Annotated in this window: 21 protein-coding genes; 3 read left to right on the top strand and 18 right to left on the bottom strand. The window is 38.0% G+C overall.

The annotated features are described in order from the left end of the window. Window positions 1–1,197 precede the first annotated feature (1,197 nt). The 7 genes from galT to KQI21_RS09345 all read right to left on the bottom strand — a co-directional run bounded on the left by galT (window position 1,198) and on the right by KQI21_RS09345 (window position 9,699). Window positions 1,198–2,676, bottom strand: coding sequence for a UDP-glucose--hexose-1-phosphate uridylyltransferase (gene galT, locus KQI21_RS09375; RefSeq protein WP_216483927.1), 1,479 nt, complete (start codon window positions 2,674–2,676; stop codon window positions 1,198–1,200). A gap of 42 nt (window positions 2,677–2,718) precedes the next feature. Continuing rightward, on the bottom strand, window positions 2,719–3,621 hold the full coding sequence (locus KQI21_RS09370) for an ROK family protein (protein ID WP_216483926.1): 903 nt from the start codon (window positions 3,619–3,621) through the stop codon (window positions 2,719–2,721). Window positions 3,622–3,693: 72 nt separating this feature from the next. Next, window positions 3,694–3,861 carry a DUF6903 family protein gene (locus KQI21_RS09365; protein WP_216483925.1) on the bottom strand — a complete coding sequence of 56 codons (168 nt, stop codon included), beginning with the start codon at window positions 3,859–3,861 and terminating at the stop codon, window positions 3,694–3,696. After that, window positions 3,851–6,022: a 1,3-beta-galactosyl-N-acetylhexosamine phosphorylase gene (gene gnpA, locus KQI21_RS09360; protein ID WP_216483924.1), complete on the bottom strand. Its 2,172-nt coding sequence runs from the start codon at window positions 6,020–6,022 to the stop codon at window positions 3,851–3,853. Before gnpA ends, KQI21_RS09365 begins: the two co-directional genes overlap by 11 nt. A 9-nt stretch (window positions 6,023–6,031) precedes the next feature. Then, window positions 6,032–6,913: a carbohydrate ABC transporter permease gene (locus tag KQI21_RS09355; RefSeq protein WP_216483923.1), complete on the bottom strand. Its 882-nt coding sequence runs from the start codon at window positions 6,911–6,913 to the stop codon at window positions 6,032–6,034. A gap of 17 nt (window positions 6,914–6,930) precedes the next feature. Beyond that, window positions 6,931–7,821, bottom strand: coding sequence for a carbohydrate ABC transporter permease (locus KQI21_RS09350; protein WP_216483922.1), 891 nt, complete (start codon window positions 7,819–7,821; stop codon window positions 6,931–6,933). Between the two features lie 534 nt (window positions 7,822–8,355). Continuing rightward, window positions 8,356–9,699, bottom strand: a complete 1,344-nt coding sequence (locus KQI21_RS09345) for a carbohydrate ABC transporter substrate-binding protein (protein WP_216483921.1) — start codon at window positions 9,697–9,699, stop codon at window positions 8,356–8,358. Window positions 9,700–10,244: 545 nt separating this feature from the next. Between KQI21_RS09345 and KQI21_RS09340 the strand changes: the two genes are divergently transcribed. After that, window positions 10,245–11,096, top strand: a complete 852-nt coding sequence (locus KQI21_RS09340) for an AraC family transcriptional regulator (protein WP_216483920.1) — start codon at window positions 10,245–10,247, stop codon at window positions 11,094–11,096. Between the two features lie 410 nt (window positions 11,097–11,506). Here KQI21_RS09340 and galE read toward each other — a convergent pair whose 3' ends face one another. Both galE and KQI21_RS09330 read right to left on the bottom strand, forming a co-directional pair. Beyond that, a complete protein-coding gene (galE, locus tag KQI21_RS09335; RefSeq protein ID WP_216483919.1) occupies window positions 11,507–12,499 on the bottom strand; it encodes a UDP-glucose 4-epimerase GalE in 993 nt (330 codons plus the stop codon). Between the two features lie 537 nt (window positions 12,500–13,036). Beyond that, window positions 13,037–13,297: a hypothetical protein gene (locus KQI21_RS09330; protein ID WP_216483918.1), complete on the bottom strand. Its 261-nt coding sequence runs from the start codon at window positions 13,295–13,297 to the stop codon at window positions 13,037–13,039. A 521-nt stretch (window positions 13,298–13,818) separates the two neighbouring features. On the opposite strand from KQI21_RS09330, the gene KQI21_RS09325 reads away from it, so the two are divergent. After that, on the top strand, window positions 13,819–14,277 hold the full coding sequence (locus KQI21_RS09325) for an SRPBCC family protein (protein WP_216483917.1): 459 nt from the start codon (window positions 13,819–13,821) through the stop codon (window positions 14,275–14,277). A 105-nt stretch (window positions 14,278–14,382) separates the two neighbouring features. Then, the gene (locus tag KQI21_RS09320) at window positions 14,383–15,255 is read left to right on the top strand and encodes a YitT family protein (protein ID WP_373687656.1); all 873 of its coding nucleotides are present in this window, start codon (window positions 14,383–14,385) and stop codon (window positions 15,253–15,255) included. 35 nt (window positions 15,256–15,290) lie between these two features. On the opposite strand, the gene KQI21_RS09315 is transcribed toward KQI21_RS09320, so the two are convergent. From KQI21_RS09315 to ilvB, 9 genes are all read right to left on the bottom strand, one after another. After that, window positions 15,291–15,908 carry a hypothetical protein gene (locus KQI21_RS09315; protein WP_216483916.1) on the bottom strand — a complete coding sequence of 206 codons (618 nt, stop codon included), beginning with the start codon at window positions 15,906–15,908 and terminating at the stop codon, window positions 15,291–15,293. 617 nt (window positions 15,909–16,525) lie between these two features. Continuing rightward, the gene (gene ilvA / locus KQI21_RS09310) at window positions 16,526–17,485 is read right to left on the bottom strand and encodes a threonine ammonia-lyase (RefSeq protein ID WP_216483915.1); all 960 of its coding nucleotides are present in this window, start codon (window positions 17,483–17,485) and stop codon (window positions 16,526–16,528) included. 70 nt (window positions 17,486–17,555) lie between these two features. After that, window positions 17,556–18,140: a 3-isopropylmalate dehydratase small subunit gene (leuD, locus tag KQI21_RS09305; protein ID WP_216483914.1), complete on the bottom strand. Its 585-nt coding sequence runs from the start codon at window positions 18,138–18,140 to the stop codon at window positions 17,556–17,558. A 42-nt stretch (window positions 18,141–18,182) separates the two neighbouring features. Then, window positions 18,183–19,598 (bottom strand): 3-isopropylmalate dehydratase large subunit, encoded by a 1,416-nt coding sequence (gene leuC / locus KQI21_RS09300; protein WP_216483913.1) that lies wholly within the window; start codon window positions 19,596–19,598, stop codon window positions 18,183–18,185. Window positions 19,599–19,615: 17 nt separating this feature from the next. Then, window positions 19,616–20,722, bottom strand: a complete 1,107-nt coding sequence (leuB, locus tag KQI21_RS09295; RefSeq protein WP_216483912.1) for a 3-isopropylmalate dehydrogenase — start codon at window positions 20,720–20,722, stop codon at window positions 19,616–19,618. Window positions 20,723–20,737: 15 nt separating this feature from the next. After that, window positions 20,738–22,288 carry a 2-isopropylmalate synthase gene (locus KQI21_RS09290; protein WP_216483911.1) on the bottom strand — a complete coding sequence of 517 codons (1,551 nt, stop codon included), beginning with the start codon at window positions 22,286–22,288 and terminating at the stop codon, window positions 20,738–20,740. Beyond that, window positions 22,275–23,318 (bottom strand): ketol-acid reductoisomerase, encoded by a 1,044-nt coding sequence (gene ilvC, locus KQI21_RS09285; RefSeq protein ID WP_216483910.1) that lies wholly within the window; start codon window positions 23,316–23,318, stop codon window positions 22,275–22,277. The genes KQI21_RS09290 and ilvC overlap by 14 nt, the downstream gene beginning before the upstream one ends. Window positions 23,319–23,338: 20 nt before the next feature. Next, a complete protein-coding gene (ilvN, locus tag KQI21_RS09280) occupies window positions 23,339–23,857 on the bottom strand; it encodes an acetolactate synthase small subunit (protein ID WP_216483909.1) in 519 nt (172 codons plus the stop codon). Beyond that, window positions 23,854–25,578: a biosynthetic-type acetolactate synthase large subunit gene (gene ilvB / locus KQI21_RS09275; protein ID WP_216483908.1), complete on the bottom strand. Its 1,725-nt coding sequence runs from the start codon at window positions 25,576–25,578 to the stop codon at window positions 23,854–23,856. Before ilvB ends, ilvN begins: the two co-directional genes overlap by 4 nt. Window positions 25,579–26,210: the final 632 nt, after the last annotated feature.

Here is a 26,210-nt window from a genome sequence, read left to right as displayed (position 1 = left end):
TAGCTTCCTTGAGACTTATTTCCACGCAGGAAAAGTGTTTTTCTTTTCCAAGGAACGGAGAAAAAAGCCAATAAAGAAAACTTAGCTAGCCGCAAGCTGTAGACGATAGCCTTGTTACACGTATACGTAGAATTTAAAAGGTTTTACTACGTTGAATGAACTTCAACGCAAAAATTTTATGCGTTTGAACGGGCGAAGAAATTCGATGTGTCATTTTTAGCATACTTTTTGAACAACCTCTTAAAGTTCCAATAAAGCATGGAATCTTTCATAGAAATCTTGTTGATGCGAACATATTCCATTTAATATTGCGTTCGTATCCATGATTCGATTTCAGTTTAGCTTAGCATTTATATGTTAAATGTACACGATAATGTAAAACTTGAAAATAAGGAAATAGAACCGTGAAATTAATCCCAAGTCACTTCGGCATTTATTCACCTATCAAATTCTAAAGATTTAATTCTGAGAGATACAGAATGTTGTTAATTCAACTTAACAAAAGTTTGAATTAACTTACATAAATGTCCAAAAAATTATATTTAGTTAGAAGGGGTGAGCGCGAGAAGATGTTAACAGCTAATGCATGTAGGAGACCTTATAGTTTTAAGTGGGTAACTTTTGGAGTTATGCTGTTACTGATGTTCCTCTTCCTGTTCATCCAGCTTACCCTGTATTCGTATTATTTATCATGTCTGTAGCACAAATAACGGTTTACTTTTTTCGATGAAAAACAATATAAACTATTGATTATCTGCTTTCAGATTATATTTTTTGAGTATCCTAATGTTTAAAAGCACCTCTTGGGGTGCTTTTAAACATTTAATAGCGGACTCTATCTGGTTCGTCTTCATATTTTGTTGTTACTTTACAACGTTTTGTTTCAACTTTACAGCTCTCTGTTGCGACTTTACAACGTTTAGTTTTGACTTTGTATCTCTCTGTTGCGGCTTCGCTCATTCTGATCCAACTTCGCCGTATTCTGTAATAAAGTGAAACTTCATTCAGTAGGAGTTTTCTTCCATCTCCTACTGAATGTTAGTACCTAGAAGGGTATGACCTAAAGGCCCTTGAACGAATCGGACATTTAGGTGCCGTTTTCTCCCACTTAGACCCTTTTGTATCAACTCAGGTCTTGAAGTGGGAGTCTTACGGCACCTTACATGCGGGATAAAATTTATTTCTATCGCTGACCTTTTATTTATTTAATACATCAATAAATCGTGCAAATGTAGTGCTGTTTTTAAATACACCTGCATCTTGTAATATTCTTACAAACTTTTTACCGACCTCTTTTTGAATAATATCCTCTGCTATTTCCTTTGACTTGACATTTCCATATTTACTTTTTAATTGGCTGGCCCAAGTTTTGTGATAAGCGGCTAGTTCGTGCTGCTTACCTAATAAATAATTTTGAATTTGAGCTAATTCATCCTTTAATCTTGCTGGTAACACGGCAAGACCCATCACTTCAATTAACCCAATATTCTCCTTTTTTATATGATGAACATCCTGATGTGGATGAAAAATACCTTGTGGATACTCCGCTGTTGTTCGATTATTTCGTAATACAAGGTCGAGTTCATACAAAGCATTTCGCTTTCTGGCAATTGGTGTAATGGTATTATGTGGCATATCATCCGTATAAGCTAGAATATTAGCTGTTTCATCGGAATAGTTCTTCCAAGTATCAAGTATATGTTCTGCTGCTTTAACTACGTCATCCGCTTTTCTTCCTTGTAATCTAATCACGGATAGCGGCCAATGTAAAACAGAAGACCTCACTTGAGGAACGAGCTTTAATTCGAATGTATATGCTACTTGTGTATTTGTCATAGCAAACTCATAGCGCCCCGCCTGATAATGATCGTGACTTAAAATCGAACCGCCGACAATTGGCAGATCGGCATTGGAACCAATAAAATAATGGGGAAATTTATCTGTAAAAGCAAGTAATCTTTTGAATGTTTTGCTGTCAATTTTCATGTCCCGGTGTTCCTCAGAAAGTAATATACTGTGTTCATTATAATACATATATGGAGAATACTGAAAAAACCATGTCTCATTGTATAAGGGAACTCCGATCATCCGATGATTAGCACGTGCAGGGTGATCAACTCTTCCTGGATATCCCTCATTTTCAATACATAAAAGACATTTAGGATAAGCGATTGCTGTTTTTGTTTCCCGTTCACGTTTTATTTGTTCCGGGTCTTTTTCCGGTTTCGATAAATTGATGGTAATATCCATTTTTCCATACGGTGTTTCCACTGGATACCTGATATTCTTTTTAATACGTTCCATTTGAATGTAATTACTATTCTTACAAAGATCATAAAAGTAATCTGTAGCTTTTTTCGGTGATTCATTATATTTCTTATAAAAAATGCTATTTATTGTAGATGGATGAGCAATAAAACAATTCATAATCTTAGCAGCCAGTATTTCCTTTTCACTAAAAATATCATCTATTACTTTATGTTCAACAGCATATGCTACTAAATCATCTAATAAGTTCGGAATTGGTAATTTTTTTGCAGGAACGGATGGATCAGGGTATGTTTCTAAATGTAATAGCTTCATTACCTGATTACGTGTATAGGTTTTATCCATTGAGTTTATTAGTTCGACATTTATGGCCTGTTCGATTAAACCTTCTATATATGCGTAAATCATCTCCGTGTCCTCCTTTAGCAAATTATCATAAAAGCAAATCATTTATAGGTCACATGCTCTTAACCCTGCACCGATAATCCCTTGCCCATTATTTAGTTTATTTATTTCCATACTTTCTAAAATATGGCTCTGCTCGGCAAGCAGGTATGGTTCTAGCTTCTTTTTGATCTGCTCAATTAAATATGGATTATATGCCATCACACTGCCACCAAAAATGATTGTGTGCGGATCTAATAAGCAGTTAATTATATAAACCCCTTTAGAAATAACAAGAACCATTTCCTCAACTAATTGCTCGGCCTTTGCATCTCCTCGTATATAGTTTTCAAAGATGTCTTTTGTGAACATTTGGTCATTTTTATAAATACTCCTTGCTTTCTGCTGTATTGCCGGACCAGAAGCTGCATTTTCCAGTCTTATCAATGGCTCTTTCTCTTTTTTTGTATCAATGGGGATTAACCCTAATTCACCAGCAAACCCAGCTCCTCGAATATAACGGCCGCCTTGAATAATCGAACAGGAGATTCCAGTACTGACCGTAAGATAGACAAACAATTCTTTATCTGACATGTTGGCAGCTCTCCATTCGGCAAAAGCAGCCATGTACACATCATTATCAACAATAATTCTCTCAATACCTAGAGCTTCACGAAGACGATCGACAAAAGGAAAATTTCTCCATGGTACATTATTTTGGAAGACAGCTATACCCTTTTCTCTATCAACTTTACCTGGTATACCTGCGCCAATTCCGTATATTTCTTGTAAAGGAATACTTGAATGATTCATCAGTTGCTCGACACATTGAACGACTCGTTGAAACATCGCTTCTTTACTTGAGGGATCACTGCTTACAAGTTCCTGCTGAATTAAATCACCATGCTCATTAACGATTCCTGCTGCTATTTTTGTCCCACCGATATCAATCCCAATAGCATATTTCATTTGTCTCCCCACCTTCATAAAACAGCTGTTGTTTTCTCCAAAGTTTCATTGCTTTCCCGTTTAATTAGATTTCTAAACAAATTTCCTATTGTAGTTCCATAGTAGGAACAATAATCCAGCTAGACCAACGAGCTGTAGAAATAACTCCCATTTACCGACGGTTTGTTGTCCGTAAAAAATTAGAAACATACAAAATAGAAAAAAAGCAATTTTTAAACCGAAAAAGATTTTATCCTTCATGAGAATAATCCTCCCATAAAATTTCACTAGCCTCTAGTGTTACGTTATGTTTTTTTCCGGCACCATCGTAGACATCTGTTACCTGCCTTTCCGTCGAATTATTAATTATGGCATACTTATTAATTTCCGGATATGCATGGACTTCACAATGAACATTAGAGGCAAACCATTTTTTCATTTCTTTTTCCTTATGAGCTGCATAGTACATAGCCCGCAATAATAACCTCGTATTTTCGTGACTATATGGTAGACCAGCAATATAAATCCCTCTACCTTTACCAAATGACGAACTAGACAAATGAACTCCACCATTCGAGTACTCAATAATTTCCGTATTTTCCGTTAAAACATAAACATTCTCCATACTTTCTCCAAAATCAAAGTTCGTTACGTCCGCAGCAATAAAATGTGCCTCTTTCGCTTCTGTGAAGTATTTATTGGTCGATAAACTAAATCCTAATTCTTTATCAACTCCTAATACATTTGCAAGCTGATAAAACCTGCCTTGATAGTGATATGCGCTCGGATCGCCAATCCCGATAAAGCCGCCGCCATTATAAACCCATTCACGTAAGATAGTAGTTAACTTCTCATTTTTCCACCAAACTCCACCCGAGAATGCCGTGCCTGCATCACCGGCATTAATAATGACATCTATATCCTTTGGAATACCATTGTTAATTACTTCATCAAAGCTAATAAAAGATACATCGACAGCAGATCCGCTAAGCGATTCTAAAACTCCATGATAAGAATACGCTTGTTTATACCATTTCCCATGAGCTACAATATGCGTTTGCCATGTTCTTAATTTTCCCCAAGCGTTTAAAATAGCTACTTTTAAACCGGTATAAGGCTTAATACCATTTATTTTGTTATATATATCGCGAAACTCATCCGTAACTTTCTCTACATAATCAACGAACTTCGGAAACTTGTAAGCAAGGCTAAGATAGCCGCCGTAACCAATTCGATCCAAAGGTTTACGCATGAAGGCTCTTCTTGCAGTCAGCCAATTTTCGTTTGCTTCTATAACCGGGTCATTTCCTTCATAAAAAGTGTCCGGGAAAAAGTAAGGTAAAAATCTTCCTTCTGTATACTTCACACCGGGAATGTCTGAAATAATTCGTAACGTCGTACCATCACCTACACTGCCAACTACCGCATCTATACCAATATGTTTGAAATACTTTCCATACGGCTCTGTTCCTATCCAATTATCACCTAAAAACATCATCGCTTCTTTATCATGCTCGTGAACAATATCCACCAATTCTTTCACTTCTTTTGCAACAAACTGCTGAATAAAATCAAGGTAATCCAAGTAGGCTTGTGATGGGACACGGAAAGTAGAGTTATAGTAACCTTCATCCACAATATCTTCCGGTCTTAGACGATAGCCTTTTTCTTTTTCAAAAGCTTCGAGTGCAGCTACCGAAACACTTGCTCCATAACCGAACCAATCGACAAACTTTTCCTTGCCAAGATGATTAAAGATAAGTGTAAAATGGTAAAAAAAGGTTGTAAACCGTACAACATCTGTTTCCGGATTATCCTTTAACCACTTTCGTAAATACTCCTTGACATATTTGTTAGCATGAGGCTGCCGTACATCAAACGGAATATCGTGTGGCGTATCTCCCCAATCATTTGTTATATGATTATACATATGTGTTGGATCCCATTTCATATATGCTAAAAAGGATACGGTATATTCATGCCACTGTTTAGTCTCCGTAATGGTCAGTGTATTTGCTGTTTGATTAACACTCCAATGATCTGGTGAAACAACTTCTCCCGTGGTACGGTCAATCACTTCCCACCAAACTTTCGGATCGTGAATATAATCTGGTTCCATTTGCTCAGTAAAGTATCCTTTCAGAAAATCAATTTCGATCGTTGTACTTGTAGCTGTATTATATTGTGACATTAAATAAATTTGCTGTCTTTCTTCCGGATGCTTTATAGCGAAGTCATTATGATTACGGGCAACAAAGTAAGTCGTATATATTTTTGCATCTAATTGTTTAATCTCCTGATCAAGCTTCGTACCATCACTGTCACGAATTGCGTCTGCACCCCATCGTTTCATTAATTCTTTTGTCTCTTTTAGAAAATTTTGCTGACTAGGCAATGTAACTCTTCCTGCTGTTTTTTTCATTTCTAACACCTAACCTTTCACTCCACCTACTGTCATACCTTCTGTTAAACGCTTTTGCACCAATATATAGAGGATTAATGTAGGCAACATAACGATCACCATTCCTGCATATAAAGGTCCGTAATTAACAGCAGCCCTTTCTGCTGCCATCAAGTTTAATAAACCGACTGGCAATGTTTGATTCTTTGCCGGCATTAATGTTAATGCCAGGATATATTCATTCCAAAACAGCAAAAAATTAAATAAAATAACAATCACAATACTTGGAGCTGCCATTGGAAACATAACCGAAAACATAGTCCGATAATATCCTGCACCATCGATACTAGCTGCTTCTTCAAAATCAGATGGCAATGTTTTAAAATAACTCGACAATAAATAAATCGTAAATGGTAAAGCCGTTGAAGCGTAAATAAGGGCGAGCATAAACCGATTATTTAATAAAAACTCTTGACCAAAAATTGTATTTAAACTCGTATCCCAATCCAACAACATTAAAAAAATAGGTACCGCAACATAGCTGACATTTATAAATAAGCCTGCTTTAACAATAGAATTCAATAGCCGATTGCCGTTAAAATTAAATCTTGATAGTACATAAGCGGCTGGTAAAGCTACAACCAATAAAATGATTAATGCTAGTGCTGTAACCATAATTGAATTAAATAGATACTCTCCCATTTGCGCTTCACGAAAAGCTTCGATAAAATTTTGAAAATGAATTCCCTCCGGAAGAGACCACGGACTACCGTAAAACTCCTTATTTTGTTTAATTGAAGCTAAAAACACCCAAGCAACTGGTACAATAATAGAAATAGCTAACGTTATTAAAGCTACATAGATAAATAGTTTAATAAGGGTGTCAGTGCTTAACCGGTTAGACTTTTTCATGGACCTTTCAAACCTCCTTAGTACTCTAAAACGTCACGTTTTGTAATGTGACTGACTATAGCTGCTAAAAAGAATGAAAATAAAAACACAATTACACCGATGGCCATGCCGTAACCAAAGGTAGAGTTCCCGTAAGCCTGATCATACATGTAGGAAAGAAATACTTCCGTTGATCCGTCGGGTCCTCCGCCTGTCATTGCTTTAACTAATAAAAAGCTTAGATTAATTGTACTAATGATAAAAAAGGTCAGTGTTGTCCGGATGTTATTCCAAACCAAAGGTAATGTAATGCTTGTAAACTGTTTAAATTTGCTTGCACCTTCAAGAGAAGCCGCTTCGTAAAAGCTTGGCGGTATTGCAGCCATGCTCGACATATACATCACCATATAATAACCAATTGCTTGCCATACTAAAGCAGCTGCTAAGCTGTATATAACGATTTCCTGATCACCTAGCCACATTTGTTGCAACTTATCCAGGCTGAACAAACCGAGGATACTATTTAATAATCCATTGGAAGGATCATAAACAGCTGAGAATATCCCAGCAATAACAACAATGGATAAAATATTTGGTATATAAAAGATAATCCGAAAAAAGTTACCTCCCTTTACTCTCTCTTTTGTTAAGATAGCAGCAAAAAAGATGGCAAAAGTAAATGTTACTGTGGCTACAATTACAATTAAGAATACCGAATTCTGAAATGCACGAATGAAATTCATATCATTCCACAACAATTTAAAGTTATCTAATCCGACAAATTGCTTTGTATTGGAAAAGCCTCCCCACTGATAAAAGGACATGCGAAATACCTCTATCGTTGGTAAAAACATAAAAACAAAAAGTAGAATAAGTGCAGGACTAACACATAACGCAATAAACAACCCTCTTGACTTTGTTTTACTCATTTTCTCACCTCTTTTAGTTAAAATGCGCGTTCAAAAAGGGAATAAACAGATCTAAGGTCGGCTAAGGTCTCAGGCATCTTGTTTGATCGCCAACACTAGCACATCCTATCCGGTGAAGTTTTGCCTTTCTTGAAACTCATTCCCATGCAGGAAAAGCGTTTTACTTTTTTAAAAGACGGAGAAGCGAACCAATAAAGAAAACTTAGCTAACGGTAAGCAGCGCATAGACGATAGCATAGTTACACGTATACTTAGAAATTAAAAATTCTTAACTATATTGAATAAACTTAGAGCGGGAAGCTTTTATACGTTCTAACGTGCGAAAAAATTCGATGTGTAGCATATTTTTTCGCACAACCTCTAAAGGGAAATAGCAGTAAGGAAAAGACAACCACCCTTCACTCATCACTGAAACTCAGTTAAATCTGTGTAATGGTGAACTTTTGAATTTGGTTTGATACCCAGATTACGCTTTCATTCTCTTCCTAACTGCTTCTCATTTAACCTACCAACATCCTTATACAAATACCTTTATTATTTCATCGCTTCTCTTAACTTATCACTAACTTCTTCGATTTTATCCTGCCATTCTTTATACGTTGTTTTTCCGCTTATTACACTGTCAATCGTTCCATATAATGTCTCTCCCATATTGGCTCCTGGTACTGGTTTCGTTGAAGCGAAGGTACCCATTGCAGGCAAGACATTATCTTCTTCGTAAATGCTATAAAACATCTGCTTTTGTCCTTCCAGTTTTTCCGTAATATCCTTTATCGGTTGGACTGCTCCGGCCTCTAAGAAAATATCGGTTGCCTCATCGGAATACATATATGCAATAAAATCTTTTGCGGCTTCTTTATTCTTGGCTTCTTTTGGAATCCAAATCTGTTCAAAGAAAGTAAATGCATAACGATCACCATTTTCTTCAAATGCTGGAACGGAGGTCATCCCCCAATCAAAATTTTCGGATCTTGGTGCTTCCTTCATCTCATCCACTACCCAGTTACCATTTGGCATAAAAAGGGTCTTATTATCCAATATCAGCTGTTGGTTTTTTGTAAAGTCATTAGGATTTGCATTCGCTACTGTGTTCGGATGAACATAAGCAGCCATTTTTTCAACCGTTTTCAAAACAAGTGTGGCTTCTTCTGTTTCCCAAATTCCGTCTTTATAAGTCATTGCAGAACTATAAAAATCAGGCCCTCCGGCAGCATAAAGCATGGAACCAATTAAGGTATCAAAATAATTACTAGTTGGATACGTAAAAAGAGAGATTCCTTCTTCTTTTGCTTTGTCTCCCAATTCCCACATTTCATTCCATGTTGTTGGAACTTCCCAGCCCTTTTCCGCAAATAATCCTGCATTGTAGAACAAACCTGTCGGACTATAAAACATTGGAGCTAGATACATTTTTCCATCATTATACGGATTTGTAGCTAATGTGTCGGTAAAACCCTCCAATAATTTATCTTTGACAGCGTTTTTTTCTCCTGGAATCTCCATATCTAATACATCGGTTATATCTTTTAACCTATTTTCTTTAATTAGCGTTTCTGTTAAAGCTTCTTCTCGATTCGTTGCTAATAGCATAACATCTGGATATTTACCAGCCTGCATATTCGGACGTACGACTTCTTCCAGATTTTTTTCAATCGTTAATTCTACTTTCACATCCGGGTTCACTTTTTCATATGATTTAGCAATGTCTTTCCATATATCCGCTCCATAAGCAGACTCTAAAGCTGCTACTTGAAGGGTCGTTTTTCCTTCTCCATCACTATCAGATGATTTTTCTTCTTTTCCACCGTCAGAACAAGCCACTAAACTAAAAATTACCAAAATTAGTGATAAACTGAGCAACCATTTTATCCGTTTCATTAATAAAGCCTCCTTCGCTTTTTATTAAGTTCCTTGCTAACTACTATTCTATCCATTGTAAAACGCTTTCACAATAAACATCTTGTTAAGTTCTTTAGAAATATTGCTATTTAGAAGAACGCCTATAAAATTTTTCCAAAACCATTTGCTTTCAGTTAGTAAAGCCCTTCCATTTCTAGCTAAATTATCGTTTAATAGAAAGTAGGTATAGGCGGGTTCAACTATTAGAAAATGTTCAAAGCTCCCCATAAAGTGAAACTTCATTTCTTGGAATGCTTTTTCCCAAGAAATGTTAGTACCGCAAGGGTATGACCTAAAGGCCCTTGAACGAATCGGGCATTTAGGTGTCGTTTTCTCCCACTTAGACCCTTTTGTATCAACTCGGCTCTTGAAGTGGGATTCTTACGGCACCTTACATACGGGATAAACTGCTGTGCGTTAGCTTGCCCAACTTGGATAATGGATTAGATCCATATTGTTTTTAGAAATAGCATACCCAAACTTAGAAGTTCTTTTTTGAGTACTTGATAAAAGGAGAGGAAATGATGTCTTACGAAATTTATAAGGTAAAAGATGCAACAAACATAAAGCCATCATTTAAACTGCTTTATATAACACACTCGGAGTACGATAAAGGTTGGCACAGTACACAACATACTCACCACTTCTCTGAATTATTCTATATTGTCAAAGGAAAAGGATCATTTGTACTTTCCAACCGCGAGCTTCCTATAAAAGAAAATGATTTAGTTATTATTAATCCAAATGTAATTCATACAGAAAAGTCGAATAAACACGATTCTTTAGAATATATTGCTTTAGGAATTGAAGGACTCTCCTTTAGTAAAGAAGATAATGAAAATTCACAGCTTGGTTTATATGTTTTTCAAGCCAATGGCGAGAATATCCTATTTTATCTTAAAAGATTATTAGAAGAAATACAGGGGCATAAGAAAAATTATGAGATTATCTGTCAAAACATCATTGAAATACTAATTATTAAACTTATACGTGAAAAACAATTAACCGTCAATAAAACGGAAGCCCAAAATATGAATAAAATCTCTGCTTTTATCATGTATTATCTGAATCAAAATTACCGAGATCCGATTACGCTGGACAAGCTGGCTAGTGTTGGGCATATAAATAAATATTATTTAGCACATACCTTTAAAAAAGATATGGGAATTTCTCCAATTGAATATTTAAATCGCATTCGAATAAAAGAGGCAAAATTGCTATTGGAAACAACGGATTATTCAATAGCACATATTGCAGCTTTTACCGGCTTTTCATCACAATCTTTTTTCACACAGGCTTTTAAGCGGATGACAAATAAAACACCTTCTCGTTATCGAAAAGTAATGAAAGGGGTTTCACGTAATGTGAAAAATTGAGTTATTATATAAAAGACATGTTAAATAATTATATATTACGGATAAAATATAACTAGCTCGAAAACTTCATGCAGTTTTCGAGCTAGTTTATAATTCTAGTTTGATAGTGTCTTACTGGAAGCAACTTTTAAAAAGCTACCCACTATATAAAAACAGATACCTATAAAAACCAGCATTACTTCTTTTAATAAAAACATTATCGGTTTTAACCTTTCAATTTTATAAAGTGAAACTTCATTCAGTAGGAGTTTTCTTCCATCTCCTACTGAATGTTAGTACCTAGAAGGGTATGACCTAAGGCCCTTCTCACGAATCGGGTATTTAGGTGCCGTTTTCTCCCACTTAAACCCTTTCGTACCAACTCAGGCTCTTGAAGTGGGAGTCTTACGGCACCTTACATACGGGATAAATTACTTTCCATCATAACCATCTGGATGGCTCATATGCCAGTTCCAAGCATCTTTTATAATTTTAGTAATAGAAGTACGAACTGGATTCCATCCCAGTACCTTTTTAGCTTTTGCTGAGCTGGCAATTAGTATGCTTGGATCACCAGCTCTCCTTGTTCCAATTTGAGCAGGGATTTCTTTTCCAGTCACTTTTCTAGCTGAATCAATAATCTCTTTTACAGAGAATCCCTGGCTGCTACCTAAATTAAACACATCACTATGACCGCCACGCTGCAAATAAGTAAGAGCAAGTAAATGCGCATCGATCAAATCTTCCACATGTATATAATCGCGGATACAAGTGCCGTCTTTTGTATCATAGTCATCGCCAAAAATAGTTATATGATCACGCTTTCCCAATGCTGTTTGTAAGACAATTGGGATAAGATGTGTTTCAGGTTGATGATCTTCACCAATTTCTCCAGTCTCCCGTGCTCCCGCCACATTAAAATATCTTAACGAAACATAATGAATATCATGTGCTTTTTGTACCCACTTCATCATTTTTTCCATGGTTAGTTTTGTTTCTCCATATGTGCTTGTCGGATGTGTCGGCATGGTTTCAGTAATTGGTACTTGTTCGGGCTCCCCATACGTGGCAGCAGTCGAAGAGAATACAATATACTTAATATTAAATTCAGTCATTGCTTGCAGCAATACTTGTGTACCATATACATTATTATCAAAATATTTTAAGGGCTGCTCCATGGACTCTCCTACAAGCGAGTTAGCAGCAAAATGTATTACCGCCTCAATGGATTCACGTTTAAATACAGTTCTTAGAAAATTTATATCACGTATGTCCCCTTCATAGAATTTAGCTTGTGGATGAACGGCTTGTGGATGGCCTGTTTCAAGATTATCAATGACAATAACATCTTTACCTTTATCAATTAATTGATAAACAGCATGTGAACCAATATATCCTGCACCACCTAAAACTAATATACTCATTTTTCTTTCTCTCCTTAAAAATTGATGATGTCTTCCATTATAAACATTCATTTTGTCCATTTCTACCACACATCCTACAACCTAGCCTAATAATAAGCAAGTTATCTTTTCCTTTATCCATGAATTGTTCACATATTCCTTGTTCTCTGGAAAATTAAAGAAATTATAAATTTAATTCATTGGGAATGATTTTTGTTTTAAATTTACCTAGATCCTAGCCTGCTCAAGGACGTGGATCTGCTCCTCGGAGTTCCAGCGCTTGCCTGTTCTGACCAAGGTACTTGCGCTTTCGTTCTTCAAAAAGAGATGTTAAAAAGAAACTTACTCTTTTGCCGATGTACAGCATATAGTATGTAGATAAGACCGTTGTGAAAGAAGGTTTAATTGTTGCTGGACTATTGTTGAAGCACTCCGATAAAGTAAAACCAGCGGGAGTTTCCTCCATCCCTACTGATAGAAGTAGAACAAAGGCTAAAATCGAAACGTCTTTGAAAAAAGAAAGCATTTTTTCTCCGTGCGGTGCTTCATCAAGAAATCTTACTTCTCCTTGAAGGAAAGCACTTTTCTGCGTGCGGTGTATTGCTTTCGAAGCATACCGTGTTCTTGAAAAAGAAAAACACTTTTCTGCGTGCGATGTGTTGCTGTCGTAGCTTTCCTTGTCCTTGAAAAAGAAAAACACTTTTCTGCGTGCGATGTGTTGCTGTCGTAGCTTTCCTTGTCCTTGAAAAAGAAAAACACTTTTTCTGCGTGCGATGTGTTGCTATCGTAGCTTTCCTTGTCCTTGAAAAAGAAAAACACTTTTTCTGCGTGCGATGTGTTGCTGTCGAAGCTTTCCTTGTCCTGTCACCGAACGAATTGAGCATTTATATAGGGATTATCTGCTACTTAGACTTCTCTGTATCCTCTATCACTCTTGAAGCGGGAGTCTTACGGAGCCTTCGATGCGGGATAAAACTTTTAGAAAACGGTATACTAATTTTTTACTTTTATGCATATAAATTAGAGGGTATGGAGTATGTATATAACATGAAAGAGAATGTTCAAAAAGTCCGGGGAAAAACGCATTGAACTTTATCGTTGGCTTGTTATCCGTTCCTTGGAAAAGAAAAACACTTTTACTGTAGGATCGAGTTTTAAGGAAGCCATCCTGTGCTCGTGTATCTACTAAAGGATCTTCTACTAAAAGTACCTATGTCCTGTAGGCAACGTAGTAGTCAGTACGTCCTGTACAAGTACGCTACTCGAAACTACGTCACCTCGAACTTCTTGGTCCTTTTTATCCCTTTTTTGAACACGCACTTAAAGGAGGTAATTGTAAGTTGCCAAGTAGCAGTTGTGAAAGAAAGGTTATGATTCCAATTGATGAGATTTGGAATTTTATTAGCGACATGAATAATTGGGCACCACTAGTACCCGGGTATCAAAGCCATACGATAATCAATAATGAACAATCAATTTGGATATGTAAAGGGGATATTGGAGCTATACAGAAAACGGTTCAGTTATCCATCTTCATTACCGAATGGAGACAGCCAGAGAAAGTAGCTTTTACGTTATCAAATACTAGTAAACAACTTGTAGGCCAAGGGTATTTTCAAGCAGAAAAACTCTGCAGTAAACAAACAAAAATTATTGGTTCCCTTACCATTACCATGAAAGGTTTATCAGGAAAAATTATCAACTCTGCTTTACGTGCCATTCTTCCAAAAATCATTGCTAATTTTACGGATACTGTTATTAAACAAATTCAAGAAAAAAAGCCTGCTGTTATGCAATAATACATTTAAATCTTTATAGAATCCTCCATTTGTGGAAGTCGACAGTAGGAGCCCTTCATGTTAGAATTATATCCGTTAGTAGGAGTTAGGGAAGGGATCTATGATATGACAGCAATAACACAAAAAATGAACAAATCAGTAATTTCATATACACAAATCATCTTTGGAGCAACGCTTGTCGGTTTGTCCTATAACATATTTATACTGCCAGCTAAATTAGCTGCTGGGGGGATTTCCGGAGTTAGTACGATTCTCTTTGAATTATATGATTTAAGTCCTGCTTATGTACAATTTATCATTAATATTCCGATATTTTTTATTGGCTGGTTGGCGCTCGGAAAGGATTTCAGCTGGAAAACGCTTGTTGGGACATTTTGGGTGCCTTTTATTATTTGGTTAAGTTCCGATATTCCCTTCGCTATTACCAATCCATTGCTTGGGGCGGTCTATGGAGGGATAGTACTTGGGGTTGGATTAGGTGTTGTCTATAAAGGAAATGGTTCAACCGGTGGAACAGCAGCAATCGCCCAGATTGTTAAAAAGTTTACCGGTTTATCTAGCGGTTATTCACAATTTATCGTTGATGGCTTAGTTGTAATCTCTTCTATTATTGTATTTAATATCGAGTTAACGTTGTTTGCCTTAATGTGTATTTATATAACGAGTAAAACGATCGATATTGTTCAGCTTCAAACTGCCGCTACTAAACTAATCATGATTATTACAGAAAACGAGGAACGAATTCAATCTCTCATTCAAAACGAGCTTGACCGTGGTTTAACAAAGGTGCGTTCAGTTGGTGGTTATTCTGATCAAGATAAAACAATGATTCTTTGTGTTGCTGAAAAGCAAGAAGCAGTACATTTGAAAAAAATTTTACAACAAGAAGAAACGGAGTCCTTTGTGATTTTCCTAAATGCTTCAGAAATATTAGGAAGGGGCTTTTCAATCGATAAATATTATGGACAGAAGCTGTAATGATATTAAAAAAGAGAGGTAAGACCTGACACCAGCTAAAATCGCAACGCCCCTGACAAACCGTGACGCGGCGTTATCGAGAAGCTTTCCTTGTCCTTGAAAAAGAAAAGCGCTTTTTCTGCGTGCGATGTATCGCTGTCGTAGCCCTTCTTGTCCTTGAAAAAGAAAAACACTTTTTCTGCGCGCGATGTGTTGCTGACGTAGCTTTCCTTGTCCTTGAAAAAGAAAAGCGCTTTTTCTGCGTGCGATGTATCGCTGTCGTAGTCCTTCTTGTCCTTGAAAAAGAAAAGCGCTTTTTCTGCGTGCGATGTATCGCTGTCGTAGTCCTTCTTGTCCTTGAAAAAGAAAAGCGCTTTTTCTGCGTGCGATGTATCGCTGTCGTAGTCCTTCTTGTCCTTGAAAAAGAAAAACACTTTTTCTGCGTACGATGCGTTGCTGACGTAGCTTTCCTTATCCTTGAAAAAGAAAAACACTTTTTCTGCGTGCGATGCGTTGCTGACGTAGCTTTCCTTGTCCTTGAAAAAGAAAAGCGCTTTTTCTGCGTGCGATGTATCGCTGTCGTAGTCCTTCTTGTCCTTGAAAAAGAAAAACACTTTTTCTGCGTGCGATGCGTTGCTGTCGTAGTCCTTCCTGTCCTTGAAAAAGAAAAACACTTTTTCTGCGTGCGATGCGTTGCTGACGTAGCTTTCCTTGTCCTTAAAAAAGAAAAGCGCTTTTTCTGCGTGCGATGTGTTGCTGTCGTGGTTTTTTCTTGTCCTACGATATGAACGAATAGGGATTTAGTGCCGTTATCTCCCACTTTTCCCATTGTTGTGATAGAGTGGGCTTACGACTTTTTAGATGTGGAATAACCAAGATCTGGCTGGAAGCTAAGTCTTTAGCACAGAAGATTATCTAAATTCTCTTATACTTAAAAATTTAAAACGGAGAATTAACAGTTGCTAAAAAAATTATACTCTTAATACAAAAAGAGGCTGGGACATAAGCAAATACTAAATAGCAAAAACCGAACAATTCATTTATAATTGTTCGGTTTGTTTGTGTTAAAAAAATTCCTATCATCGCTACGTCAAACTATTTCGCTTTCCGCGGGCACGGCCTCAGCTTCCTCGGAAAGCAAAGATCGCTTTCCTGCGGGATCTTCAGCTCGAGCTATTCCCGCAGGAGTCTACATATTTTGACTACGCTAAAAACTTGCGTATACACAAGGACGATTTATTGTTCGTTTTTTAATCAGCTGTTTTAGTTTTGTCCCAGCCTCTTTTTAATTTTATGAGTGAACGAGTACGGGATCATGTAATCGTTCAGCTAGCTGCTGTATTCTTGGCATTGTACTAATATCCATATTTCCTCCACTAACAATGACCCCGCAATGCCTGGAGTTGATTTGCTTATTATGGGCGAATAAGGCAGCTATCGCGGCAGCGCCTGCCCCTTCCATCAACGTTTTGTTACGCTCCAGCATATAGACAATGGATGCAGCAATTTCTTCATCCGAAACAGTAACCATGTCGTCTACATATTCTCTAATGATAGGCAGTGTTCGCTGACCAGGCTTTTTAACTGCAATTCCTTCAGCAATCGTTTTAACTGAACGTAAATTTTCAGTTACGTCTGTATGATAGCTTCTATACATTGCATCAGCCCCACTGGCTTGCACACCAATAATTTTCAGATTACGATTGACATGCTTTGCAGCAACGGCAATTCCACTTATCAGGCCACCGCCACCCACTGGAACTATAATCGTATCTAATCGATCTTCCTGTCTTAACAATTCCATTGCAATTGTTCCCTGTCCGGCCATCACATCATAATCATCAAATGGATGAATATATTCTGCTCCTGTCCGCAATTGATGTTCAAGGGAAGCTTCATATGCTTCTTGAAACGTTTCCCCGGAAAGAACAACTTCTGCTCCATAGTTTCTAGTTGCATTTACTTTTGCTAAAGGTGTTTTTTCAGCCATGAAAATCGTTGCGTTTGCACCTAATTTGGCTGCAGCATAAGCGACACCCTGTGCATGATTCCCAGCAGAAGCAGTGATAACGCCATTTTTTAATTGCTGTTTTGTCAGCTGCATTAACTTGAATGTAGCACCTCGAAATTTAAAGGCACCCGTTTTCTGCTGATTTTCCATTTTAAAGTAAACTTTTTTCTGTAAAAAATCATTTGTCGTTTGTGATGTTAATAATGGTGTTCGATGCACGATTGGAGCAAGACGCTGCATCGCATAATATACCTTTTCACCTGTTAAGCAATCCCCAATTTCCCCACACTCCTTGTATCGTTAAGTTTATTTAGGATCTCATACTATTTTCATAGAGAGAGATTTTGTCCTCATGCTGTAAAGTAAGAGCAATATCATCCCAACCATTCAGCAGCTTCTGTTTATGGTATGCTGGTATGTCAAAATGATATGCATTATCTTCCCCGATAATTTGTTGTGTTTCTAAATTCACTTCTAAAACGAGTGTTCCTTTTTCTGCTTTCTCCATCCAGTATTGAACTTGCTTATCGTCAACTTGAATCACAATGATTCCATTTTTTAACGCATTATTATAAAAAATATCCGCAAAGCTTGGAGCAATAATAACGCGAAAACCATAATCCAATAAAGCCCAAGGTGCATGTTCTCTAGAAGATCCACAGCCGAAGTTTTCACCCGCAAGTAAAATCGTTGCTTCCTGATAGCGATCTTCATTTAAGCTAAAATCTTTACGTTTATTGCCATCATCATCAAAACGCCAATGGTAAAAGAGAAACTGACCAAAACCAGTTCGTTCAATTCGCTTTAAGAATTGCTTTGGAATAATTTGGTCTGTGTCTATATTTGTTCGATTTAAAGGATAAACAAGCCCTTTATGAGTTTGAATTGCTTCCACTTTTTTACCTCCTTCGGAAAGTGATACAGATGTTTTGGTTAACTAACTACTCGACAACACCGCACCCGCATAGTCTCGAACATCTACGAAGCGCCCTTCAATCGCTGCTGCCGCCGCCATCTCCGGACTTACAAGATGGGTACGAGCGCCATTCCCTTGTCTGCCTTCAAAATTACGATTGGAGGTAGAAGCGCAGCGTCCACCGGGTGGAACAACATCATCATTCATTGCCAAGCACATGCTGCAACCGGCATCGCGCCATTCAAACCCGGCATTTTTAAAAATTTCGTCAATACCTTCGCGTTCAGCTTGGAGTTTAATGCTAAAAGAGCCTGGTACGACAATAGCCCGTACATTTGGATGCACTTTTTTTCCTTTAATCATGCTCGCTGCTCGCTGCAAATCACTTAGACGTGAGTTCGTACAAGAACCTATAAACACATGGTCTATTTCAATCGAAGAAATTGGCTGATTCTCTTCCAACCCCATATATTCTAAAGCCCGCTTTATATCTTCCGGGTGTTCAGTTTGGTCCAAGCTAGGAGTTGATGCGCTCACGGGAACACACATAGAAGGATTTGTTCCCCATGTAACTTGCGGCTCTACCTCATCTCCGCGTATCGTTACTTGGTGATCATATACCGCTCCTTCATCTGTCGCTAAACTCAACCATTCTTTCGTACGTTTTGCAAATGCTTCTCCTTTTGGAACATAGGCTCTTCCTCGGACATATTCAATCGTAGTTTCATCTGGACTAATTAACCCCGCTCTGGCTCCGGCTTCAATCGACATATTGCAAACGGTCATACGACCTTCCATCGATAACTTTCTAATCGCATCTCCCGTATATTCAATGATATAACCTGTGCCAAAACGTACTCCAAACTTAGCTATAATTGCTAAAATCAAATCTTTTGCCGTAACTCCTGATTCAAGGTCACCTTCTACATGAACATTTAACGTTTTTGGCCGTTCCTGCCAAATCGTTTGCGTTGCTAATACATGCTCCACTTCACTTGTACCGATTCCAAAAGCCAGTGCACCAAAAGCGCCATGGGTTGAAGTATGACTATCGCCGCAAACGATTGTTTTACCGGGTTGAGTCAACCCTAATTCTGGACCGATGACATGGACAATTCCTTGATCAGGATGGAACATATCTGCTAATGGAATATTATGCTCTAAACAGTTTCGCTTCAATGTCTCCATTTGCTTACGAGAAATCTCATCTTTAATAACATCCCTATTTTTAGTTGGAACATTATGATCCATCGTTGCATAAGTCAAATCAGGTCTGCGCACTTTACGATTGTTTAAGCGTAGCCCTTCAAAGGCCTGCGGAGAAGTCACTTCATGGACTAAGTGCAAATCAATATAGAGTAAATCGGGCTTTCCCGACTTTTGATAAACAATATGATTATTCCAAATCTTCTCGATAATCGTTTTCGGCTTTCCCACTTATTTCACCTCCAGTTTTATGCATATGAATTACAAATACAATTAGATGCTTCATTGCTTGATAGATTATTAATAACAATATCTGTCATTTCTTTTGTACCAACGATTGTTCCATTTTTTATATTCAAATCAGAAGTATGGTATCCTTGGTCAAGACTTTTTTGCACTGCTCTTTCAATTTCATCTGCTTCTTTTTCCATACCAAAGGATTGGCGAAGCATCAATGCCGCGGATAAAATCATTCCCAATGGATTGGCTATCCCTTTTCCGGCGATGTCTGGGGCTGAACCATGAACAGGCTCGTATAGGCCAACTCCATCGGATCGTATGCTAGCTGATGGTAGCATGCCTAATGACCCAGTTAATACGGATGCTTCATCACTCAAAATATCACCAAATAAATTTTCAGTTACAATAACATCAAATTGCTGCGGACTAGCAATTAGCTTCATTGCAGCAGCGTCTACTAACAAATGATTTACTGTTACATCCGGATACTGCTTGCTTTTTTCTTCTACGACTTCTCGCCAAAGTCTGCTTGATTCTAGGACATTCGCTTTGTCAACAGATGTCAACTGTTTCTTTCTCGTTCTTGCAGTTTGAAAAGCTGTATCAATAATTCGTTCCATTTCCATTCGAGTATAGTACAATGTGTCAACTGCGGCATTGCCATCATCCACACGCTTTTTCGGTTCACCAAAATATAAACCACCTGTCAGCTCTCGAATTATTAAAATATCGCTTCCTTTAATAACTTCTTCCTTCAAAGGAGAAGCATGCAGTAAGGGGGCAAATCCTTTTATAGGACGTAAGTTAGCAAATAATCCTAATGTTTTGCGGATTCCTAAAAGCCCCTTTTCCGGACGTTTGTCTCCAGGCAGTGAATCCCATTTTTCTCCGCCAACAGCTCCTAACAGTACAGCATCTGCTTCTTCACATGCTTGAACCGTAGCTTCTGGTAATGGGTCATTATATTGATCAATCGCTTGCCCACCAATGGCATATTCCTCAAAAGTAAATTGGTGATTAAAATCTGCTGCAATCGTTTCTAACACTCGGATTGCAGATTCCATGATTTCCTTCCCGATTCCGTCGCCAGGAAGAATAGCAATTTTCTTATCCACATGAGTTCCTCCCTTTTAATGTGATTTAACCACTTTCTGCTTATCTGTGTTGACTTGTTGAATAATATAGCGATTTACTGCATTTAAATATGCTTGCACAGATGCTTCCATAACATCTTGTGCCGATCCTCTTCCGTTCACTGTTTTCCCATTCACCATCAGCTGAACACGTGATTCAGCAAGTGCATCCTTGCCTCCGCCTACGGAGTTTATCTGGTAATCAATAAGTTTTGTTTCTTCTTCTGTTAAAGCTTCTAATGTTCTATAAAGTGCCTCTACACTTCCATTTCCGGTACATGCTGTTTTAACTACTTTTCCAGCAGGCGTTTTTAGCTCAACAGCTGCAGTTGGAATATTATTCGAGCCGTATTGTATTTGAAACATTTCCAGCTTATATTTATCGACAGAAGCTGTATTCGTTTGAATTTCAGTAATAATCGTAAAAATATCGTCATCTGTAACTTCTTTTTTATGATCTGTAAGCTGTTTAAAAGCTGCAAACGCTTTGTAAATATTATCTTCGGAAAGCTCTATGCCAAGCTCCGCAACCTTTTCTTTAAATGCATGACGTCCGGAATGCTTTCCTAAAAATAGTGTATTGGCATTGACTCCGACAAGCTCTGGCGTAATAATTTCATAGGTTGAAGCATGTTTTAGCACGCCATCTTGATGAATACCCGATTCATGAGCAAACGCATTTCTTCCAACTACCGCCTTATTTGCCTGAATATACATCCCTGTCAGCTTAGCTACCATATCACTTGTGCGCTTAACTTCTTTTAGATTTAAGTTTGTTTGAAATGAATAAAAATCAGAACGAATGTTTAAAGCAACTGCTATTTCTTCCAGTGCTGCATTACCGGCTCGCTCACCAATGCCATTAATGGTTCCTTCAATTTGCGTTGCCCCATTTTCAACAGCTGCAATCGAGTTTGCCACCGCCATTCCAAGGTCGTTATGACAATGACAAGATAAAGTAACTTGATCAATATTCGAAACATTTTCACGAATAAACTTGAACATATCTCCATATTCTTTCGGTGTTGTATAGCCAACTGTGTCTGGAAGATTAATAACTGTAGCGCCAGCATCGATTACCTTTTCAACAATTTGTGCTAAAAAACTCCAATCTGATCGTGAGGCATCTTCTGCTGACCATTCTATCTGTGGAAACTTCTTTTTGGCATAAGCCACCATTTCTGTAGCCGTTGCAATAACCTCATCTGGTGTCTTTCTTAGCTTATAGGTCATATGGATGGGAGAGGTTGCCAAGAAAATATGAAGGCAAGGTTCATCAGCCCCCTTCAGTGCCTCCCAAGCGATATCAATATCTGACTTTACCGTTCTTGCCAATGCAGTAACAGATGTATGTTTAATCGTATCTGCAATGACTTTTACCGCTTGAAAATCCCCTTCGGAAGAAGCAGGAAAACCTGCTTCCATCCGATCAACACCTAACCGTTCCAATTGCTTTGCTATTTCTAACTTTTCTAATTTATTCAAATTCACCCCAGGGGACTGCTCGCCATCTCGAAGTGTCGTATCGAATATTTTAATTCGTGACATGGACATTCACATCCTTTTGTTTATTTTTCTTTGCTTGTAACGGTTCCGAAACAAAAGGCATTAATGCACGTAACTCCTTCCCTACTTTTTCGATTGGATGTTGATTTTCTTTTGCATTTATGGCATTAAATTGTGGACGGTTAGCTTGGTTTTCTAAAATCCACCCTTTAGCAAATGCACCTGTTTGCACATCTGTTAGAATTTCTTTCATTCTTGCTTTTGTTTCATCATTAATTACCCGTGGTCCAGAAACAAAATCTCCCCATTGTGCCGTATCTGAAATGGAGTAACGCATATTTTCCAATCCACCCTCATAGAGAAGATCCACTATTAGTTTCATTTCATGCAAACATTCAAAATACGCTACTTCTGGCTGATAACCAGCTTCTGTTAATGTTTCAAAACCTGCTTTGATCAAGCTGGTAACCCCACCGCATAGCACTGCTTGCTCCCCAAAGAGGTCTGTTTCTGTTTCTTCTTGGAAAGTTGTTTCCAAAATCCCTGCACGTGCCGCGCCAATTCCCTGTGCATAAGCCAATGCAATGTCCCTTGCCTTTCCCGATACATCCTGATAGATTCCATAAAGTGCTGGTACACCCGCCCCTTCCTCATAGGTACGTCGCACTAAATGGCCCGGACCTTTTGGAGCTACAAGAAATACATCTACATTAGAAGGTGGAACAATTTGGCTAAAATGAATGTTAAATCCATGAGCAAAAGCAAGAGCATTACCCGGCTTCAGATTTGCTTCAATGCTTTCTTTATAAACCGCTGTTTGCAGTTCATCAGGAAGTAAAATCATAATTACATCCGATTGCTTGACAGCGTCTCTTACAGAAAGTACGTTAAAGCCATCCTCTTCTGCTTTTACTTGCGATTTTCCTGGACGCAAACCTACAACGACATCAAATCCGCTTTCTCTCAAGTTTAGTGCATGCGCATGACCTTGTGAACCATAGCCAATAATTGCGATTTTCTTTCCTTGTAAAACTTCTGTATTTATATCCTTTTCATAAAGTACTTTTGACATGTTTATTTCCTCCCTGTTTTTTAAATCGTAAATGAATTTATTTCTGTCACTTGAGCCGGCTGTTGCCCTCGTAAAAATGCAGTGACACCGGTTCTTGTTAATTCTTTTATTCCATAAGGTCTTAATAAAGAAATAAGTGCATCTATCTTGTCAGGTTTTCCGGTTACTTGAATCGTTAAACTATCTCTACTCACATCGATAACGGATGACCTAAATGGCGTAATAATTCCTTGTATTTCCGCTCGTAATTGTCCGCTTCCGACAACTTTAATAAGTGCTAATTCTCTAGCTACGATTGCTTTATCTGTAATATCTGACACTTTTAAAACATCGATCTGTTTATTTAATTGTTTCGTTAACTGCTCCAGTTTCTGATGATCCTCAATATCGACAACAAATGTCATCTTGGAGAGTCCTTCTGTTTCCGATGCGCCAACTGAAATACTCTCGATATTGAACTGTCTTCTATACAACATCCCTGTTATTCGATTAAGCACACCACTTCGATTTTGCACCGTGGCAGTGATAATACGCCTCATTTTCTCACCCCGATCATTTCTTGGATTCCCTTTCCTGGAGCAACCATCGGATATACACAGGTCTCTTGCTCTACACGACAATCGACTACAACAGGACCTTCATAGGCAAACGCTTCTTGCAATACAAGCGGCACATCCTTTTCGCTTTCAACACGCATTCCACGAATTCCATAGCTCTCTGCTAATTTTACAAAATCAGGATTTTCCATAAATATAGATTCAGAATATCGTTCTTCATAAAAAGTTTCCTGCCATTGTCTCACCATTCCCAGTGCCTGATTATTTACGATAATCGTTTTAATCGGTAGCTTCTTTTCTTTGACAACCGAAAGTTCCTGGAAAGTCATTTGAAATCCTCCATCCCCGACGATCGATACCACTAAGTCATTTGGGGCGCCTAGCTGTGCTCCAATTGCTGCTGGGAAACCAAAGCCCATTGTTCCAAGTCCTCCTGAAGTTACCCAACGATTCGGTTTTTCAAATCGATAGTATTGTGCTGCCCACATTTGATGCTGACCAACATCAGTTGTCACAATTGCCTTTCCCTCTGTGATGTCATATATTTGCTCAAGCAGCCATTGTGGAGAAATATATCCATTAGATCTGTCATACCACAGCGGATAATCTCGCTTATATTTTTCTAAATGATTCCGCCAGTTTTTGGGATTGATTGGTTCTGCTGAACTACTTAACAGCAATGCGTTTAAAGCTTCTTTTGCATCTGCTACGATCGGAATTTCGGTCGGTACATTTTTTCCAATCTCAGCTGGATCAATGTCGATATGTGCAACTTTCGCTTTTGGAGCAAAATGCTTGAGGTTACCGGTTAGGCGGTCGTCAAAACGTGCTCCAATGTTAATTAATAAATCACATTCATATAAAGCCATATTTGCTGCGTAAGTTCCATGCATTCCAGCCATCCCGAGCGATAAATCATGAGAACCTGGGAAACTGCCTAAACCAAGCAACGTATTAGCTACAGGAAGCTTAAGCTTTTCTGCAACAGCTTTTAACTCATTACTTGCGTTAGCAAAAATTACTCCTGCTCCTGCCAAAATCATTGGTTTTTTCGCTTTTGCCAAAGCATCCATCAGTTTAACTATTTGTAGAGGATTTGGTGTTTTATTTGGCTGATAACCAGGAAGTTCAAAATGATCATCGTATACAGCTGTTGAAAGCTGGGACGAAACATCTTTTGGGATATCCACAACAACCGGTCCCGGTCTTCCGGTAGAAGCAATATGAAATGCTTCCTTTACAACTCTTGGTAATTCTAACAACTCAGTAACCTGATAATTATATTTTGTAATCGGTGTTGTGATCCCCATAATATCAGCTTCCTGAAATGCATCCGTTCCAATGACAGTATTAGCCACCTGACCTGTAAAAATAACGATTGGCAACGAATCCATCATTGCATCTGTTATTCCTGTTACCAGGTTGGTCGCTCCCGGACCGGAAGTAGCAATAACAACTCCTGGCTTCCCTGTAACTCGTGCATAGCCTTCTGCTGCATGGATAGACCCTTGTTCATGGCGAGAAAGCACATGTTCAAAGGGAGCATTACTGCGATAAATTGCATCATAAATTGGTAACACAGCACCGCCTGGGTAACCGAAAATAGTATCGACTCGAGCTTTGACTAATGCGTCAATTAACACATCTGCACCCGTTTCTAATTTTTTTGTACTTTCCACTTCATGCTTTGCCTCAACCTCCACTACTGCATGCCTCCTTTAGATAGAATAATTTTTTAATATGAAAATCCCGCTCAATCAGAGCTGTATGGATTTATTCAACATTTCACCAACCTGATATTTAGCTATTAGAAAAACTTGGCTTGTCGCCAAGTCTTTATGGCGAAAGCTATAGTTTTTCTTATACTATAAAGCCAAAAGATTTATACTTTCCATAGTACAAAAAAAGCGCCCTCCTCCCTAACTGCACATAAATTTACAGTGTTTGGGGAGAAAAGCGCTGCCTTTCACGGTACCACCCAGTTTTTTAGCATTCTCGCGAATACTAACTTAGCGAGTTTAGTTGATTCTTATGCTATGTCTTGATAGGCATCCAAAAATCAATTAAAACTCATTTGGATAACAGATACATAAGTAAATGCACCTGGCCGGCCTATTAAGTGACCCGTTCAGTCCGGCGCTCAGAGATGATGTCAGAATATACTGTATTTCCGGGCTTCCAGCACCCCCGGATCTCTGTAAATACATTTGGCTATATTCCTTTTTTCCCGTCATCGCATTATAATAATTAAATTTTCAGTTTGTTTTTTGTTTAACTTTTCAAAAAATACAATTAGTGAAATACGAAAAATTATTGTTTGTTGTAAGATTTCTTT

This window comes from Virgibacillus proomii, from assembly GCF_018916875.1.
GTDB lineage: Bacteria > Bacillota > Bacilli > Bacillales > Amphibacillaceae > Virgibacillus > Virgibacillus proomii_B.
The sequence above is the reverse complement of the archived record's forward strand: the minus strand, read 5'-3'. Positions and strand labels throughout refer to the sequence as shown.

What these genes read in the sequence shown, in the direction of transcription:
- galT (WP_216483927.1), bottom strand. Translation starts at nt 2,676, where the DNA reads ATGATTTACGCATATATAGAAGGTTTAATCGAACAGGCCATAAATGTC.
- KQI21_RS09370 (WP_216483926.1), bottom strand. Translation starts at nt 3,621, where the DNA reads ATGAAATATGCTATTGGGATTGATATCGGTGGGACAAAAATAGCAGCA.
- KQI21_RS09365 (WP_216483925.1), bottom strand. Translation starts at nt 3,861, where the DNA reads ATGAAGGATAAAATCTTTTTCGGTTTAAAAATTGCTTTTTTTCTATTT.
- gnpA (WP_216483924.1), bottom strand. Translation starts at nt 6,022, where the DNA reads ATGAAAAAAACAGCAGGAAGAGTTACATTGCCTAGTCAGCAAAATTTT.
- KQI21_RS09355 (WP_216483923.1), bottom strand. Translation starts at nt 6,913, where the DNA reads ATGAAAAAGTCTAACCGGTTAAGCACTGACACCCTTATTAAACTATTT.
- KQI21_RS09350 (WP_216483922.1), bottom strand. Translation starts at nt 7,821, where the DNA reads ATGAGTAAAACAAAGTCAAGAGGGTTGTTTATTGCGTTATGTGTTAGT.
- KQI21_RS09345 (WP_216483921.1), bottom strand. Translation starts at nt 9,699, where the DNA reads ATGAAACGGATAAAATGGTTGCTCAGTTTATCACTAATTTTGGTAATT.
- KQI21_RS09340 (WP_216483920.1), top strand. Translation starts at nt 10,245, where the DNA reads ATGTCTTACGAAATTTATAAGGTAAAAGATGCAACAAACATAAAGCCA.
- galE (WP_216483919.1), bottom strand. Translation starts at nt 12,499, where the DNA reads ATGAGTATATTAGTTTTAGGTGGTGCAGGATATATTGGTTCACATGCT.
- KQI21_RS09320 (WP_373687656.1), top strand. Translation starts at nt 14,383, where the DNA reads ATGACAGCAATAACACAAAAAATGAACAAATCAGTAATTTCATATACA.
- ilvA (WP_216483915.1), bottom strand. Translation starts at nt 17,485, where the DNA reads ATGCAGCGTCTTGCTCCAATCGTGCATCGAACACCATTATTAACATCA.
- KQI21_RS09290 (WP_216483911.1), bottom strand. Translation starts at nt 22,288, where the DNA reads ATGTCACGAATTAAAATATTCGATACGACACTTCGAGATGGCGAGCAG.
- ilvC (WP_216483910.1), bottom strand. Translation starts at nt 23,318, where the DNA reads ATGTCAAAAGTACTTTATGAAAAGGATATAAATACAGAAGTTTTACAA.
- ilvN (WP_216483909.1), bottom strand. Translation starts at nt 23,857, where the DNA reads ATGAGGCGTATTATCACTGCCACGGTGCAAAATCGAAGTGGTGTGCTT.